We start from the raw sequence: 14,091 nt of genomic DNA on the forward strand, positions 1-14,091 counted from the left end.
CGTTTCGGCCGGGCGGTGTCAGCTGTGCCGGGGCAGGGCGTCGTCCAGCAGGACCCGGACCGCGTCCAGGGCGGCGGCGCGGTCCGCGGGGACGAGGCCGATCCGGGTGCGGCGGTCGAGCAGGTCGCTCTCGTCGAGTGCTCCCTCGTGGCGCACCGCCCACAGCAGTTCGGCCCCGGTCACCGAATGGCCGGGCAGGACAGGATCGCCCAGCCGGGCGTCGCGCACACCGAGGGCGTGCACGGCGGGTGCCTCCGTCCCGTAGTGCCGCACGAGGCGGCGGGGCGCGTCCAGGGCGGCGAGGGAGTGCGGCGACGCGGCACCCACGAGGGGCAGGGACGTGGTGCGTGACGGGCCGGCCGGCAGCCGGCGGACGCGCACCGCGGTGTCGACGGCGTCCTCGGCCATGCGCCGGTACGTGGTGAGCTTGCCGCCGACGACGGTGACGACGCCCTCGGACGAGGTCAGCACCGCGTGCCGCCTCGAGACGTCGGCGGTCCTCGGCGCCGTACCGGGTCCGTCCGCCGAGGTGTCCAGCAAGGGGCGCAGGCCCGCGAAGGCTCCCACGACGTCGGTGCGGTGCAGCGGGACGTCCAGGACCGAGCACAGGACGTCCAGGAGGAAGCCGATGTCCGTCTCCGGCGCCTCGGCGACGTCGGGGACGGGGCCGTCCACGGGTTCGTCGGTGAGCCCGACGTAGACCCGGCCGTCGTCCTGGGGCAGGACGAGGACGAAGCGGTTGGTCTCCCCGGGGATAGGGATGTGCAGGCCGGCCGGAAGCGGGCCGAGGCTGTCCGGGCGCAGCACGAGGTGGGTTCCGCGTGAGGGGCGGATCCGGATGCCGTCGACGAGGCCGCCCGCCCAGACGCCGGACGCGTTGATCACCGCGCGGGCGCGTATCGTGCCCTCCTCGCCGGTGAGTTCGTCGCGGACCCGGGCACCGGAGGCGGTCAGGTCCAGGGCCCGGACCCGGGTGAGGATCCGCGCCCCGTGCGCGGCGGCGGTGCGGGCGAGGGCGGTCACCAGCCGGGCGTCGTCGGTGAGCCGGCCGTCCCAGGACAGCAGACCGCCGCGCAGCCCGTCGGCCCGTACGGCGGGGGCCAGATGGCGGGTCTCCGTCGCCGAGATCCGGCGCGGTGCGGGCAGGGTCGCACGCGCGGTGCGGGCCGCCAGCCGCAGGGCGTCGCCGGCCCGGAAACCGGCCCGCGCCAGGGCGGCCCGGCCGGGGGAGACCAGGGGGGTGAGGGGCAGCACGAACGGCTGCGCGCGTACCAGATGGGGGGCGGTGCGCTCCATCAGCACCCCGCGCTCGACCGCGCTCTCATGGGCGACGTCGAGCTGGCCGGAGGCGAGGTAGCGCAGCCCGCCGTGGACCAGCTTGCTGCTGAAACGGGAGGTGCCGAAGGCCAGGTCGTGGGCGTCGACGGCGACCACGCTCAGCCCGCGGGACGCCGCGTCCAGGGCGGCCCCGGCGCCGGTGGCACCGAGCCCGACGACGAGGACGTCGACGGCGTCGCCCCCCACGGCCGCGGTCAGGTCACGGGTGCGGCGGCAGGCAGACAGGGACGACGAGGAGGGGGCGGATGCGGCCGGTCCGGTGCGGGAGGTCATGGGGCGAGGGTCCTCTCCAGGATGTCGCGCAGTTCCGCGAGGAGGGCCTCGTGAGTGAGGTCCGGATCGTCCTCGTCGGTCATGGTCCGCAGGGACAGGGTGAAGGACTGGACGACCAGCAGGACGGCCCGCGCCTGCCGTTCGGGATGCCCGGTGCGCACCGAGCCGTCGGCGTGCCCCTCGCGCAGGGTGTCGGCCAGCAGTTTCAGCATGGCTTCCTGGCTCGCCCCGCGCCGGTCCAGCACATAGGGCAGCAGCAGTTCGGGATCCACGCCGACGATCTTCCGGAAGAGCGGATGCTCACCGAACGCGCGCGCCCCCGCCACCAGTCCGTCGACCATCCTCGCCCGAGTGGCCAGATTCGGCCGGGGCTCGGGGACGGCCGCCGTGGCCACGCCGATCCACTCCCGTGTCATGAGGTCGCCGACCAGGGTGCGCACATCGGGCCACCGCCGGTACAGCGTCATCCGGGAGACCCCGGCGCGGCGGGCCACGTCGGTCAGTGTGGTGCGGCGGACCCCGACGGCCAGGACGCAGTCGCGCACCGCGTCGAGCACGGCGTCGTTGTCCGCTTGGTTGTGACGAATAGGCGTCATGTGTCACAGTGTAACGCCACGTGAGGCCGTCGGCGACGGCATCGCTCCCCTCGACCGGTGAGGACGACAGTCATGGACATGCTGTGGAGCGGCTGGGGCGACCCCGCCAGGGCCAAGCCGCTGCCCGACACCGTGATCGGACTCCTGCGCGACATGCTCGGCGTCAAGCCGCGCCCGAACGCACCGGTCGCCCTCGGTGAAGTGGCCGTCCCCGAAAGCCGGTTGGAGCCCGCGGCGCGCCGTGCGCTGGCCGCCGCCCTGGACGGTTCGGGCAAGGGCACGGACGGTGGTGCGGACGACGGCGAGGACCACGTGCGCACCGACCCGGAGACCCGGATCCGGCACACCCGCGGCAAGTCCACCCCCGACCTGCTGCGCATCCGGGACGGCGACGTCACCGACATCCCCGAGGCCGTCCTGTACCCCGCGAGCCACGACCAGGTGCTCGCCGCCCTGCGGGCCTGCGCCGAACACGGCCTGGCCGTGGTGCCGTTCGGCGGCGGCACCTCCGTCGTCGGCGGACTCGCCCCCGGCCGGCCGCGCCCCTTCGTCGCCCTGGACCTGCGGCGCATGGACCGCCTGCTCGCCCTGGACCCGGTCTCCCGCACCGCCACCCTGCAGCCCGGCCTGCGCGCCCCGCAGGCCGAGGAACTGCTCGCCGGACACGGCTTCACCCTCGGACACTTCCCCCAGTCCTACGAGTGGGCCACCATCGGCGGCTTCGCCGCCACCCGCTCCAGCGGCCAGGCGTCCGCCGGCTACGGCCGCTTCGACGAGATGGTGCTCGCCCTCACCCTCGCCACTCCCGAAGGCACCCTCGACACCGGCCGAGCCCCGCGCTCGGCGGCCGGACCCGACCTGCGCCAGCTCGTCCTGGGATCCGAGGGCGCCTTCGGCGTCATCACCTCGGTGACCGTCCGGATCAGGCCCGTCCCCCGGACCCGTGTCCACGAGGGCTGGCGCTTCGGCTCCTTCGAGCAGGGGGCCGCCGCACTGCGCCGCCTCGCCCAGGACGGGCCGCGCCCCACCGTGCTGCGACTGTCCGACGAGACCGAGACGCTGATCGGCCTCGCCCAGCCCGAGGCGATCGGCTCCGGCACCGCGCAGCCCGCCGGATGCACGGCCGTCGCCGGCTACGAGGGCACGGAGGAGGACACCGCGTACCGCAGGCAGGGCGCCGCGGCCGTCCTGCGCGCGTGCGGCGGGACCCCGCTGGGCGAGGAGCCCGGCCGGAACTGGGCCCACGGCCGCTTCTCGGCCCCGTACCTGCGCGACTCCCTCCTCGACGCCGGGGCGCTGGCCGAGACGCTGGAGACCGCGACGTTCTGGTCCCGCGTGCCCGAGCTCTACACCGCCGTCCGCGACGCCCTCACGACCACACTCACGGAGGCCGGCACCCCGCCCCTGGTGATGTGCCACATCTCCCACATCTACGAGAACGGCGCCTCGCTGTACTTCACCGTGGTCTCGGCCCAGGGCGACGGCGACCCCGTGGCGCACTGGACGCGCGCCAAGCACGCCGCCAACGAGGCGATCCTCGCCGCCGGCGGCACGATCACCCACCACCACGCCGTCGGCACCGACCACCGGGACTGGTACGTCCGGGAGATCGGTCCGCTGGGCACCGACGCACTGCGCGCCGTGAAACAGCGCCTGGACCCGGCCGGAATCCTCAGCCCCGGCGTCCTCCTGCCCACGGACTGACGCGCGGCCCACCGGCAGCCGCCCCACCGGGCGACCGCCCGCCCTCCGGCCGCCCCGCCGGACCACGTCCCCTCCCCATCCCGTCGGCCCGCCCGGAGGCACCCGATGCGACAGTTCACCGCCGTCGTCAATCCCACCGCGGGCGGAGCCGCCGGAGCGGCCGCGCTGCTCGCCCTCGCACGCCTGCTGCGGGAGGCCGGCGCCGAACTGCACACGGAGTACAGCCGCAGCCTGGCCCACGCGCGGGAACTGGCCCGCGACGCGGGCCGGCGGGGCCGGGTGGTGCTGGCGGTCGGCGGGGACGGCATCGCCGGAGGCATCGGCGGCGCGCTCAGCGGAACCGGCGCGACCCTCGGTCTCGTACCGGCGGGCCGCGGCAACGACTTCGCCCGTGCCCTGGACCTGCCCGCCGACCCCGCGGCCCTGGCCCGGATACTGCTGCACAACGAACCGCGGCCGGTCGACACCATCGAGGTCGAGTCGGCCGTCCACGACCGCACCGTCGTCCTCGGCAGCGTCTACGCCGGCGTGGACGCGCTCGCCAACCGTCACGCCAACCGGTCCCGGCTGCTGCGGGGCTCCGCCTCCTACTACGCCGGCGGCCTGCGAGCGGTCACCGGCTGGCGGGCGGCACGCTACCGGGTCACGGTGGACGGCGAGGAACACGCCCACACCGGATACACCGTGGTCGCCGCCAACTCCGGCTACTACGGATCGGGCCGCGTCATCGCCCCCGACGCCCGCGTCGACGACGGCGTCCTGGAGATCGTGATGATCGCGGACGCCCCGCGGCGGCTGTTCTTCAGCCTGATGAACGACCTCAGGACCGGCGCCCACGTCCACCGGCCCCAGGTACGGATCCTGCGCGGCAAGGAGATCCGCATCCTCGCCGACCGGGACGTCCCCTACGGGGCGGACGGCGAGGTCGAGGCGGTTCTCCCGGTGACCCTCAGGGTCCTTCCCGGAGCGCTCCGCGTGCTCCGCTGACCGGCCCCGGCGGCCTCCGCAGCAGCACCTCGCGGCAGGCCGTCAGGCCGACTTGCCGAGGAAGGACAGCAGCGCCTGGTTGACCTCCTCGGCATGCGTCCACAGCAGGCCGTGCGGGGCGCCCTCGATCTCCACGTACTCGGCGCTCGGCAGTGCCTGGTGGAACGGGCGCCCGGTCGAGTCGATCGGCAGGATGTTGTCCGCCGTGCCGTGCAGGATCAGGGCGGGCACGTCGATGGCGGGGATGTCCCCCCGGAAGTCGGTGAACCACGTCATCGGCGCGGCCGCCGCGGCGAAGAACCCGCCCGAGGAAGCCGTGTGCCAGCTGTTGCGAACGGCTTCCGGGCTGATCCGGCTGCCGAGGTTCTCGTCGAGGTTGTAGAAGTCCTTGAAGAACGACGTGTAGTACGCGTACCGGTCCGCCTTCACCGCCGACGAGATGCCCTCGAAGAACTCGTGGGGCGCCGCGCCGGCCGGGTTGTCGTCGGTCTTCAGCAGAAAGGGTTCCAGCGAGGCCAGGAAGGCCACCTTGGCGACCCGGCCCGAGCCGAAACGGCTGACGTAGCGGGCGACTTCACCGGTGCCCATGGAGAACCCGACGAGGACGGCGTCCGAGACGTCGAGGGTTTCCAGGACCGTGTTCAGGTCGGCGGCGAAGGTGTCGTAGTCGTAGCCCGTCGTCGGCCTGCTCGACCGTCCGAACCCGCGCCGGTCGTAGGTGATCACGCGGTATCCGGCGTCGAGCAGCGCGGCGGACTGCTTCTCCCAGGAGTCGCCGTCGAGCGGGAATCCATGGATGAGGACCACGGGCTGTCCGGCCCCGTGGTCCTCGTAGTAGAGCTCGACGTCGGCGGAGTTCTCGCGTCCCACGGTGATGTGAGGCATGGGCTTCAGTCTCTCCTCGGCTCGGTGTCGGACGGCCCGGCCCCGCGGCCCCGCCGGGGCAGCGCAACCGGGCGACCCCTCCAGGTTCGCGCGACCTGCGCGAGCCCGCATCCGGTCACGTGCCGACGAAGGGGGCGTGACCGCCGGGTCACGCCCCCACGCCCCCTGGCGGGGCTGCCGCCGGCCCGCCGGTCCGGTGGCAGCCCCGACGAGGTCAGCCGGTGCGGGGCCGCACGGTCATGACCAGCCTGCGAGGGCGGACGGTGGCACGGGCCACCGGCTCGACGACCTGGCCGGGGGACAGGGTCAGCCGGACCCTGCGCAGGATCGTGGCGAGGGCGGTGACCAGTTCGGTGAGGGCGAAACGGTCGCCGATGCACTTGTGCTTGCCCGCGCCGAACGGCAGGAAGCCCGGTGGCGGACTGCTGTCCAGCCACCGGTCCGGGAGGAAGGCCGAGGGATCGGGGAACAGCTCGGGATCGCGGTGGAGGGCATGCTGGCAGTAGGCGAGTTCGGTGCCGGGAGGCAGGGTCCACCGGCCGAGGCGGGTCTCGGTGACCGTACGCCGGGTGACGAGCCAGCCGGTGTGGTGCAGCCGCAGCGTCTCGGTGACGACCCGGTTGAGGAAGGGCAGCCGGGGCAGATCCTCGAAGGTCACCGCTCTCCCGCCGAGAACCTCCTCGAGTTCGCCCAGCACCCGTTCCTCGACATCGGGGTGGCGGGCGAGTTCGTACAGCGCCCAGGAAAGCACCGACGCCGTCGTCTCCGTACCGGCCACGGCCAGCGTCAGGATCTCCGAAGAGATCTGATGGCTCGTCAAGGACTGTCCGGTCTCCTCGTCCCGGGCTCGCAGCAGCAGGGACAGCATGTCCCCGGTGTCGCGTCCGGAGGCCTGCAGTTCACCGACCGCCGTGTCGATGGTGGCGCGCACGGCGTCCCGTGCCCGGTCGAAGCGGCGGTTGACGGGCAGCGGCAGACGCTCGGCCCAGTCGGGCAGCATGACGCGGGACCCGACCCCGTTCATCACGACCGACAGATCACGGCGGAGCCGGCGGAAGGTCCGCTCGTCCAGGCTGCCGGAGAAGACGGTCTTGGCCAGCATGTCCAGCGACAGTTTGACCATCGCCTCGCGTACGTCGAGGGCTTGGCCGGGGCTCCAGCCGTCGGCGGCGCCGACCGCCTCCTCGCGCATGACGTCGACGTACCCGGCGATCTCGTGGTGGGTGAACGCCGGTTGCAGCTGGCGCCGTTTGCGGACATGGGTCTGTCCCGCCGCGGTGACCACGGAGTCACCCAGCAACTGGCCCATCTTCTCGAAGAATCTGCCCTTGTCGAGGCTCGGGCCGAGTGCGATGAGCATGGTGCGGATCAGGGCCGGGTCCTGGACGACGACCGTCCGTGTCCCGGGCTGCAGGGTGATCTCGACCAGCGGGCCGTAGGCGGCGCGGAGCGAGGCGATGAATCCCAGGTTGTCACGCATGAGGTGGACCGCGTGGCCGAGGACCGGAAGCGATCCGGAGGCCCTGGGTATGGGGGGAGGAGGGGCGGAGAGCGTCACGTGGGGGTGCTCCCTTCACGGTGATGTCCGGCGCGTTGATCACTTCCCCCTTACGGGGGGTGGCTAACCGGACACGGCACGTGTCGTGCACCATGTGCCCCGTGCGAACCGCCCGTTCGCCCGTCCGCCCGTCCGCCCGCCCCGGCGAGGCCGGCGACGGGCGGGCGCGGCGCTTTCGGAGCTCAGCCGGCGTACACCCTGCCCTCCTTCACCACGTAGTGGACCGGGTCGGAGCAGCCGATGGACGGAGTGACCAGCAGGCTGACCGTGAGGGGTGCGGGCTCCGTGCTCGCTGTCGAGAACTGGCAGACGGCGCCCGTACCGGTGAGCGGATACCAGAACCAGCCGTCCACGTCGCCGACGGTCACGCGGTCCGACTCCTTCCAGGCGCCGTCGGACCGCGTGTACACCTGCAGGCGCACGGACGCGGCGTACCCGTCCTCGGCCGAGCGGAGCGCGGTCAGCGTGATCCGGTGGTCGGTGCCGAGGACGGACGACGCGATCTGCCGCTGTTGCGGCGCGGCGGCGCCCGCGTTCGGCGCCCCGGCGCCGGCCGCGCCGAGGGCCGCCGCCGTCAGGACGGTGAGCGCCGCGGCGGTGCCGCGACGGGTGCGAGAACGCATCGGGCTCTTGTGGTTCATGGCTGTTCCCCCGTTGGAACGAGTGCGAGTCGGCAGGGCACGGAAGGCCCGACCGCCCGAATACCTCCCGTTCGGGGAGGTTCACCGAGGAAGACGTCCCGAACGGGCCCGGGGTTGTACGGCCGGGCGTAGCCGCCCTCAGGCTACGCCCGGCCGGTGAACTCCCACCTCCCGTGCGGCACCTGGAAGATCACGAACTCCGGCTCCGTACGGAGGTACCGGGCCCCCGTCGGCACCGTGACCCGGGAGCGTTCGTCCGCCGGTACGTGCACCTCGGCGGACGCCCCCACGGGGACCCGTACCGTCAGCCGCAGCCGGCCGTCGATCCGGGACCAGGACACCCCCGCCGGCCCGCGCACCGTCCGTATCGTGGTGCGCGCCCAGTCCACCCCCGTACGCGCGTCGGGCCGCACCACGAAGGTGGCGTAGCCCGCGTCGCCCGGCCGCAGACCCGCCACGTTCTCGTAGAGCCACTGGGCGACCGTGCCCTGGAAGTAGTGGTCGCGGGAGCGGGAGTCGGCCGGCCACATCTCCCACATGGTGTCGGCGCCCTGCGCGTGCCAGTATCCCCAGCTCGGGTACGTGCGCCGGGTGGCGACGGCATGGGCCACGTCCGGGCGGCCGTGCGCGGACAGCACGCGCAGCAGCACGCTGGTGCCGAGCGCCCCGGTGTTGAGGTGGTTGCCGCGCTCCTCGACGTCCCGCACCAGGCTGTCGACGACGCCGGCGCGGGCCCCGGCCGGCACCATCCCGAAGGCCAGGGGCACGGCGTTGGACGTCTGCCGGTATCCGGGGTCCTTCGCCGTGCGGTAGTGCCCCTCGGGCCCGAGGAAGGCGGCGTTGAAGGCGTCCCGCAGCTTCCCGGCGGCCTCGCGGTAGCGGCCTGCGGTGCCTCCCTCGCCCAGCGTCTCGCCCACTTCCGCGGTGTGCAGCAGGGCGCGGTACAGGTAGGCGGTCGCGGTGAGCCGGGTGTCCTCGGGCGGGTTCCCGCCGTAGCCGGGCGGCAGGTAGTCGCCCAGCGCGGTGACCGCCAGACCGTCCCGCAGCCGGGCCAGCTCCCAGTCCAGATAGCGCACCAGCGTGTCCCAGTGCTCGCGGGCGGCCCGTTCGTCGCCGTACACGCGGTACATCTCGCGCACCACGAACGGGTAGACGGTGGTCCACTCGGGGGAGGGCCCCAGATCGCCGTAGCCCCAGCCGCCGCTCGGCACGATCACCGGCAGCTGCCCCTCACCGGTCTGGCTGTCCGCCAGGTCGCCGAGCCACTTGGACAGGAACCGGTGCACCCCGAAGGCGTAGGCCATGACGGGCGCCCCGAGCTGTGCGTCGCCGGTCCAGCCGTTCTTCTCGTACATGGGCGTGTCGGTCGGGATGCCGTGCAGATTGTTGAGCACGGTCCGGCGCATCGCCCCGTCCAGCCACTCGTAGAACGGCTCGGAGCAGGCGAAGGAGCTCACCTCCTCGACGGGCGTGTGCACCAGCCGTCCGAGCACCTGGCCGGCCGAGGGCCGCGCGGGCAGTCCGGTGATCTGCACATAGCGGAAGCCCTTGTACGAGAACGAGGGCTCCCAGACCTCCTCGTCGTCACCCGCGCAGATGTACTCGTCCGTCTGGAACCGGCCCGGGACGTGGCCCGTCTCGGCGTGCACACCGCCGTCCTCCTTCAGTTTCTCGCCGTGCGTCAAACTCACCACGTCGCCCTCGGCGGCGCCCCGCACGGTCAGGCGGGTCCAGCCCGCCATGGTGCGGCCCATGTCGACCACGTACACCCCGGGCCGCAGTTCGCTGATTCCGGCGGGACGCACGGTCTCGACGATCTCGATCGGGTCGTGCGGCTGGGCGCGCAGCCGCCCGGCCGGTGCCTCCTGGATCCGGGCGGTGCGCCAGCCGCTGTCGTCGAAGTCCGGCCGGGTCCACCCGCCGGGGACCAGCCGGGCGTCGAAGGTCTCACCGGCGTAGAGGGAGTTGGAGCGCGTCGGTCCCTCGGCCAGCCGCCAGTCGTCACCGGAGACGACGGTCGTGCGGGAGCCGTCCGGATGGTCCACCTCCAGTTGCGCGAGGAGCCGGGGCTCGCCGTGCCAGGGTGGCCGGTGCCAGTTCCAGACATTGGGGGTCGTCATGCCGAAGAAGCCGCGCCCGAGGGCGACCCCCAGGGCGTTCTCGCCGCGTTCGAGCAGCTCGGTCACGTCGTGCACGGCGTACAGGACGGTCCGGTCGTAGTCGGTGAACCCCGGGTCGAGGACCTGGTGCCCGACCCTGCGGCCGTTGATCTCCGCCTCGTAGTAGGCGAGTCCGCTGATGTACAGCCGCGCCCGGGAGATCTTCTTGCGGACGGTGAAGGCACGGCGGAGCAGCGGTGCGGGCGATTCGGGCGCCGCCACGGCCGCTCCCGTGCCCCAGGGGCCCTGTCCGTAGGGCGCGAGGACGACCGCGGGTGTCCAGCCGCTGTCGTCGAAGGCCGGCTGTTCCCAGCCCTGTTGCACGGTCTCGGAGGTGCGCCAGCCGCCGTCGGTGGCCAGTTCGTGGTGCTGCCCGTCCACCGTGTCGACGAGCAGCCGGACCAGCAGCCCGCCCGGGTTGACGGAGGCCCCGCCGCGGTTGGTGGCGAGTGCGGCCAGGACGACGTCCCCGGCCCGGGTGCCCGCGCCCGGCGGGGCGGTCGCTGCCGCGCGGACGAGTCCGGTGACGTCCGCGGTTCTCCCGGTGCGCCAGCCGTCCGTCTGCCGGGGGGCGTGCAGGACCTGCTCACCGCCGAGGTACAGGGTGAAGTCGTCGTCGGCGGTGGCGACCACCGCGGCCCGTTCCACCTCCGTCCCCGCGGGCAGCGTCAGCCGGCCCCTGAACCACCGCGGGCCCTCGGGGGCGCCGGAGGGGGTGGCACCCGGCGACCAGATCCAGTCGGCGCCCTCGAACGAGGGCGGCTGCGGCGGTGCGCCGGCCCCGATCCAACGGGCTCGCCACTCGTCCGGCGACAACGTTGTCTCCCACCAGCGCGGTTCGCTCCAGCGTGCCGCGCGCCCCTTCGCGTCCCACACCCGTACCCGCCAGAAGTAGCGGGTACGGGGACGCAGTGCGGGGCCGTCGTAGGGAATCCCGACGCTGCGGTCCGAGACGACCCTGCCGGAGTCCCACACCATCCGGCCGTCCCAGCGGGCCCGGTCGCGGACCACCTGGATCCGGTAGGCGCTCTGGCGCGCGTGCCGTCCCGGGGCCGCCAGCTCCCACGACAGGCGCGGCCGTTCCACGTCGGTTCCGATGAGCGTCTCGGCGTACTCCACGGTGGTGCGCACGATGTGCAGCCCCCCGGAGTGCGGGGCGGCCCCCGGTGCCGCGGCCGCCGGTGCGGTGGTGCCGAACGCACCCAGACCCGCTCCCGCGGCCACCGTGCCCTGCAGGAACACCCTGCGCTTCCATCCCTCGGCCATGATGTGCGTCCTCTGCTCGCCGTGTCCGGTGATTGAAACGATTCACATCTGTTCTTCAGCGATCCTATGGACCCGGCGCGAGGCCCTACAAGGGGTGTGACGCCGTCAGGAGAGGTCCAGGAGAGGCGGAGTACGACCTTGAGGGGTGAAGAACAGCCAAGTATGAACAGGAAATTCGACGATTCGATCGTGGCTGACGGGTTAATGTCAGTGTCAAGGAGCAGAATGATCACTGAAAGAGATCAACACCGGCGCCGCGCTGGGTACACGGTCTCGAGACCCGGCTCCGGAAAGGCCCAGCGATGCTGTTCACCGTCAACCAGACACAGGACCGTCCGCGCGCAGGGCGGATGAACACCGGTCTCCGAGCGGCCCCCGCGCCGTCGAGAGCCCCGGTCGGCACCGTCGGCACCGACGTGCTGCGCGTCATCTCCGACCCGCGCACCCCCACCTTCGTCACGGTGTACGCGAACGGCCGGCGCCGGTACAGCTACTGGCGGCCGCTCGATTCCACCACGGGCCAGGGCGGCTGCTACGCGGCCCTGCCCACCGGCGATTGCGACGCGCTGCACGAAGCGGGGAAGATCGAGCTCGGGAACCCCGTCGTGGACGCGAACCGGACGACGTACCGGGTCAGTGCCTCCTCCACCCGGGCCGCCCCGCCCGCCCGCGCCCTCGCCGCACCGCTCCGCCCGGTGCGGGAGCGCGCCCGCCCGGTCCGGGCCGTCCGCGTCGCCTGAGCCGGGCACGGCACGCACCCCGCGTGCCCGCGGGGAGTGGAGAACGCGGCGCGGGGGAAGGGTGTCCGTCGAAGGCCGGGCACAGGGTGCGCGGAGTCGTGGGGACGCACGGGAGCACCATGGACGGCAGGGCGACGGCACACCGGGCAGGAACGGCGCGTGGGCGACGCGTGGTCGCGGGCCGGGTGGTCACGGTGTTCACCGCCGTCGCCCTGACCGGTTGCGGCGGCTTCGACGAAAGGGGCACGGGGACCCCGGACGACGCACGTCTGTCGGCATCGCGGTCCGGAGCGGACGCGCCCCCGGCACCCTGGTCGACTCCTTCGTCCGAGCCCGCCGGTGACACCGGCCCGGCGAAGCCGTCGGCGCCGGCCGCGGACGGCCGTGACCCGGCCGCCTGTGCGGACGGGGACTGCGAGATCACGGTGTCCGGACCGGTGACGATCCGGTTCGACGGTCCGGCCGGCAGCACGACCCTGTCCGTGTCCGAGGTCGGCCCGGACAGGATCGAGTACGAGGTGACGTCCGGCAACGGCCGGTCCGCGGGCGGCGCCGAAGGCCGTGGCCAGAGCTGCCGCACCGTGCTGCGCGCGGGCGGCTCCGGCACCTCGTGCGGTGGCATCGGCGACGACGGTCCACCCGGCGCCCGGCCGGGCACCGTGATCGTCCAGGTGGCGCCGGGGGCGGACGGCACGGCCCTCCTCCGCGTCGTGTCGGGCTGACGGACCGTCGGACCTCGCCGGCGCCCGGCGGGCTTTTGCCGCTGACACCCGCTCAGGGATCGGACGGGAAGCCGTCAGGTGCCCGGTGTCAGGCGATGGACGCCGAAACGACCGCGGACACCGCGAGGTTGCAGGAGGCCGTCACCCAGACCGCGGGGTGCGGCTCCGGGTCGACCAGGGTGCTGCCCAGACGGCCCGGCGTGATGAGGTCCACCACCAGGAACGCCACGGCCATCATGACCAGCCCCAGCAGCCCGAACGCGGCGGTCGACACCAGCCCCTTGCCGAAGTCCTCGTACGTCGTCCAGATGGACGTGAAGACGATTCCGCCGATGCCGAGCAGCGCGGAGCTGAGCACCAGGGCGGCGTTGCGGTTGCGCTCCTCCCAGATCTGCCGGCCGAGCTTTCCTGGCGTCAGCAGGTCGACCAGGACGATGCCGAGTACCAGCAGGACCAGACCGAGCGCGCCGTAGGCGGTGGCCCGGCCGAGTCCGTTGACGATGTCGCTCATGGGATTGCCGGCTCCGTAGCGTGAGGGATCGAGTGATCGCGGTCGAGGGCGAGCAAAATGTAGCGCACCCGTTCGATGCCCCGGCGGGGCGGGCGCGGGGCGCGGCCGACGGCGGCGGGGACCGTCAGGCCTCCCTGCCGAGGTCGTCCCAGCGGGCGACGAAGCGGGCGGTCCCGCCGGTGACGCGGTGGAGGAGCACGCCGGCGTCGTCGTTCTCGGCGGGAGCGCTCTCGTACGGGACGCGTTCACGGAAGCCGGTGCCGAAGAAGTCGGGCCGCACGGCGAGTTCGCGCAGGAAGACGACCGCCGCGCTCCGTGTTCCCGGCGCCCGGTCCTCCGCCACGGTGTACGCCTCGTCCGGCGGCGAGGCACTCGGGGAGGGCGACGGTGACCGGCTCGCGGCCGCCCCGCCGCCTTTGCCCGTCCGCTCCCCGGATGCCGTCGGGGAGGCGGAACCCCCACCCGTCCCCCCGGTACATGCGGCCGGCAGCAGCGCCCTCGCCACCGCGGCCACGACTGGTCTGTGCGCGGCCATGCCCCGCCCCCGCCCCTGCTTCGAACGGTCGGTTCCGCTGCTGTGGGCAGTGTGGCGCATGATGAACGCATCGGATAGCAACTAGTCCTGAAACATGGGCTCTTGATGTTAGTGGAGGCCGACGGCGGGCCTCCACGAGTGACGAGTGAACGACTGTGGATCCCTGGTCCGTACCA

General features: G+C 73.3%; 12 protein-coding genes. 4 read left to right on the forward strand and 8 right to left on the reverse strand.

Annotated features, from left to right (window positions below; translation table 11 throughout):
- Positions 1–18: 18 nt before the first annotated feature.
- The gene (locus tag ACIF80_RS21925) at positions 19–1,611 is read right to left on the reverse strand and encodes a glycerol-3-phosphate dehydrogenase/oxidase (protein WP_399807063.1); all 1,593 of its coding nucleotides are present in this window, start codon (positions 1,609–1,611) and stop codon (positions 19–21) included.
- Positions 1,608–2,207: a TetR/AcrR family transcriptional regulator gene (locus tag ACIF80_RS21930; RefSeq protein WP_399807066.1), complete on the reverse strand. Its 600-nt coding sequence runs from the start codon at positions 2,205–2,207 to the stop codon at positions 1,608–1,610. The genes ACIF80_RS21925 and ACIF80_RS21930 overlap by 4 nt, the downstream gene beginning before the upstream one ends.
- A gap of 72 nt (positions 2,208–2,279) precedes the next feature.
- On the opposite strand from ACIF80_RS21930, the gene ACIF80_RS21935 reads away from it, so the two are divergent.
- Together ACIF80_RS21935 and ACIF80_RS21940 are read left to right on the forward strand one after the other, a co-directional pair.
- Positions 2,280–3,911, forward strand: coding sequence for an FAD-binding oxidoreductase (locus ACIF80_RS21935; protein WP_399807555.1), 1,632 nt, complete (start codon positions 2,280–2,282; stop codon positions 3,909–3,911).
- 105 nt (positions 3,912–4,016) lie between these two features.
- A complete protein-coding gene (locus ACIF80_RS21940; RefSeq protein ID WP_399807069.1) occupies positions 4,017–4,898 on the forward strand; it encodes a YegS/Rv2252/BmrU family lipid kinase in 882 nt (293 codons plus the stop codon).
- Positions 4,899–4,940: 42 nt separating this feature from the next.
- On the opposite strand, the gene ACIF80_RS21945 is transcribed toward ACIF80_RS21940, so the two are convergent.
- The 4 genes from ACIF80_RS21945 to ACIF80_RS21960 all read right to left on the reverse strand — a co-directional run bounded on the left by ACIF80_RS21945 (position 4,941) and on the right by ACIF80_RS21960 (position 11,407).
- Positions 4,941–5,783: an alpha/beta fold hydrolase gene (locus ACIF80_RS21945; protein ID WP_399807071.1), complete on the reverse strand. Its 843-nt coding sequence runs from the start codon at positions 5,781–5,783 to the stop codon at positions 4,941–4,943.
- A gap of 214 nt (positions 5,784–5,997) precedes the next feature.
- Positions 5,998–7,341, reverse strand: coding sequence for a cytochrome P450 (locus ACIF80_RS21950; RefSeq protein ID WP_399807073.1), 1,344 nt, complete (start codon positions 7,339–7,341; stop codon positions 5,998–6,000).
- A 182-nt stretch (positions 7,342–7,523) separates the two neighbouring features.
- Positions 7,524–7,982, reverse strand: a complete 459-nt coding sequence (locus ACIF80_RS21955; RefSeq protein ID WP_399807075.1) for a hypothetical protein — start codon at positions 7,980–7,982, stop codon at positions 7,524–7,526.
- Positions 7,983–8,125: 143 nt separating this feature from the next.
- Positions 8,126–11,407, reverse strand: a complete 3,282-nt coding sequence (locus ACIF80_RS21960; protein ID WP_399807076.1) for a family 78 glycoside hydrolase catalytic domain — start codon at positions 11,405–11,407, stop codon at positions 8,126–8,128.
- Between the two features lie 302 nt (positions 11,408–11,709).
- Here ACIF80_RS21960 and ACIF80_RS21965 point away from each other — a divergent pair, with 302 nt between their 5' ends.
- Both ACIF80_RS21965 and ACIF80_RS21970 read left to right on the forward strand, forming a co-directional pair.
- Entirely contained in the window at positions 11,710–12,147 is a 438-nt protein-coding gene (locus ACIF80_RS21965) for a hypothetical protein (RefSeq protein ID WP_399807079.1), read from the forward strand.
- A 98-nt stretch (positions 12,148–12,245) separates the two neighbouring features.
- Positions 12,246–12,869, forward strand: a complete 624-nt coding sequence (locus ACIF80_RS21970; protein WP_399807082.1) for a hypothetical protein — start codon at positions 12,246–12,248, stop codon at positions 12,867–12,869.
- An 88-nt stretch (positions 12,870–12,957) separates the two neighbouring features.
- Here the strand turns inward: ACIF80_RS21970 and ACIF80_RS21975 are convergent, their stop codons facing one another.
- Complete coding sequence (locus ACIF80_RS21975; RefSeq protein ID WP_381360736.1) at positions 12,958–13,380, reverse strand: DUF350 domain-containing protein; 423 nt, start codon at positions 13,378–13,380, stop codon at positions 12,958–12,960.
- Between the two features lie 124 nt (positions 13,381–13,504).
- Positions 13,505–13,723 (reverse strand): hypothetical protein, encoded by a 219-nt coding sequence (locus ACIF80_RS21980; RefSeq protein ID WP_399807084.1) that lies wholly within the window; start codon positions 13,721–13,723, stop codon positions 13,505–13,507.
- Between the last annotated feature and the right edge of the window lie 368 nt (positions 13,724–14,091).

This window comes from Streptomyces sp. NPDC085927, assembly GCF_044540975.1.
Taxonomy (GTDB): domain Bacteria; phylum Actinomycetota; class Actinomycetes; order Streptomycetales; family Streptomycetaceae; genus Streptomyces; species Streptomyces hirsutus.

Coding starts and splice junctions, on each gene's coding strand:
- ACIF80_RS21925 (WP_399807063.1), bottom strand. CDS start 1,611: ATGACCTCCCGCACCGGACCGGCCGCATCCGCCCCCTCCTCGTCGTCC.
- ACIF80_RS21930 (WP_399807066.1), bottom strand. CDS start 2,207: ATGACGCCTATTCGTCACAACCAAGCGGACAACGACGCCGTGCTCGAC.
- ACIF80_RS21935 (WP_399807555.1), top strand. CDS start 2,280: ATGGACATGCTGTGGAGCGGCTGGGGCGACCCCGCCAGGGCCAAGCCG.
- ACIF80_RS21940 (WP_399807069.1), top strand. CDS start 4,017: ATGCGACAGTTCACCGCCGTCGTCAATCCCACCGCGGGCGGAGCCGCC.
- ACIF80_RS21945 (WP_399807071.1), bottom strand. CDS start 5,783: ATGCCTCACATCACCGTGGGACGCGAGAACTCCGCCGACGTCGAGCTC.
- ACIF80_RS21955 (WP_399807075.1), bottom strand. CDS start 7,982: ATGAACCACAAGAGCCCGATGCGTTCTCGCACCCGTCGCGGCACCGCC.
- ACIF80_RS21960 (WP_399807076.1), bottom strand. CDS start 11,407: ATGGCCGAGGGATGGAAGCGCAGGGTGTTCCTGCAGGGCACGGTGGCC.
- ACIF80_RS21965 (WP_399807079.1), top strand. CDS start 11,710: ATGCTGTTCACCGTCAACCAGACACAGGACCGTCCGCGCGCAGGGCGG.
- ACIF80_RS21975 (WP_381360736.1), bottom strand. CDS start 13,380: ATGAGCGACATCGTCAACGGACTCGGCCGGGCCACCGCCTACGGCGCG.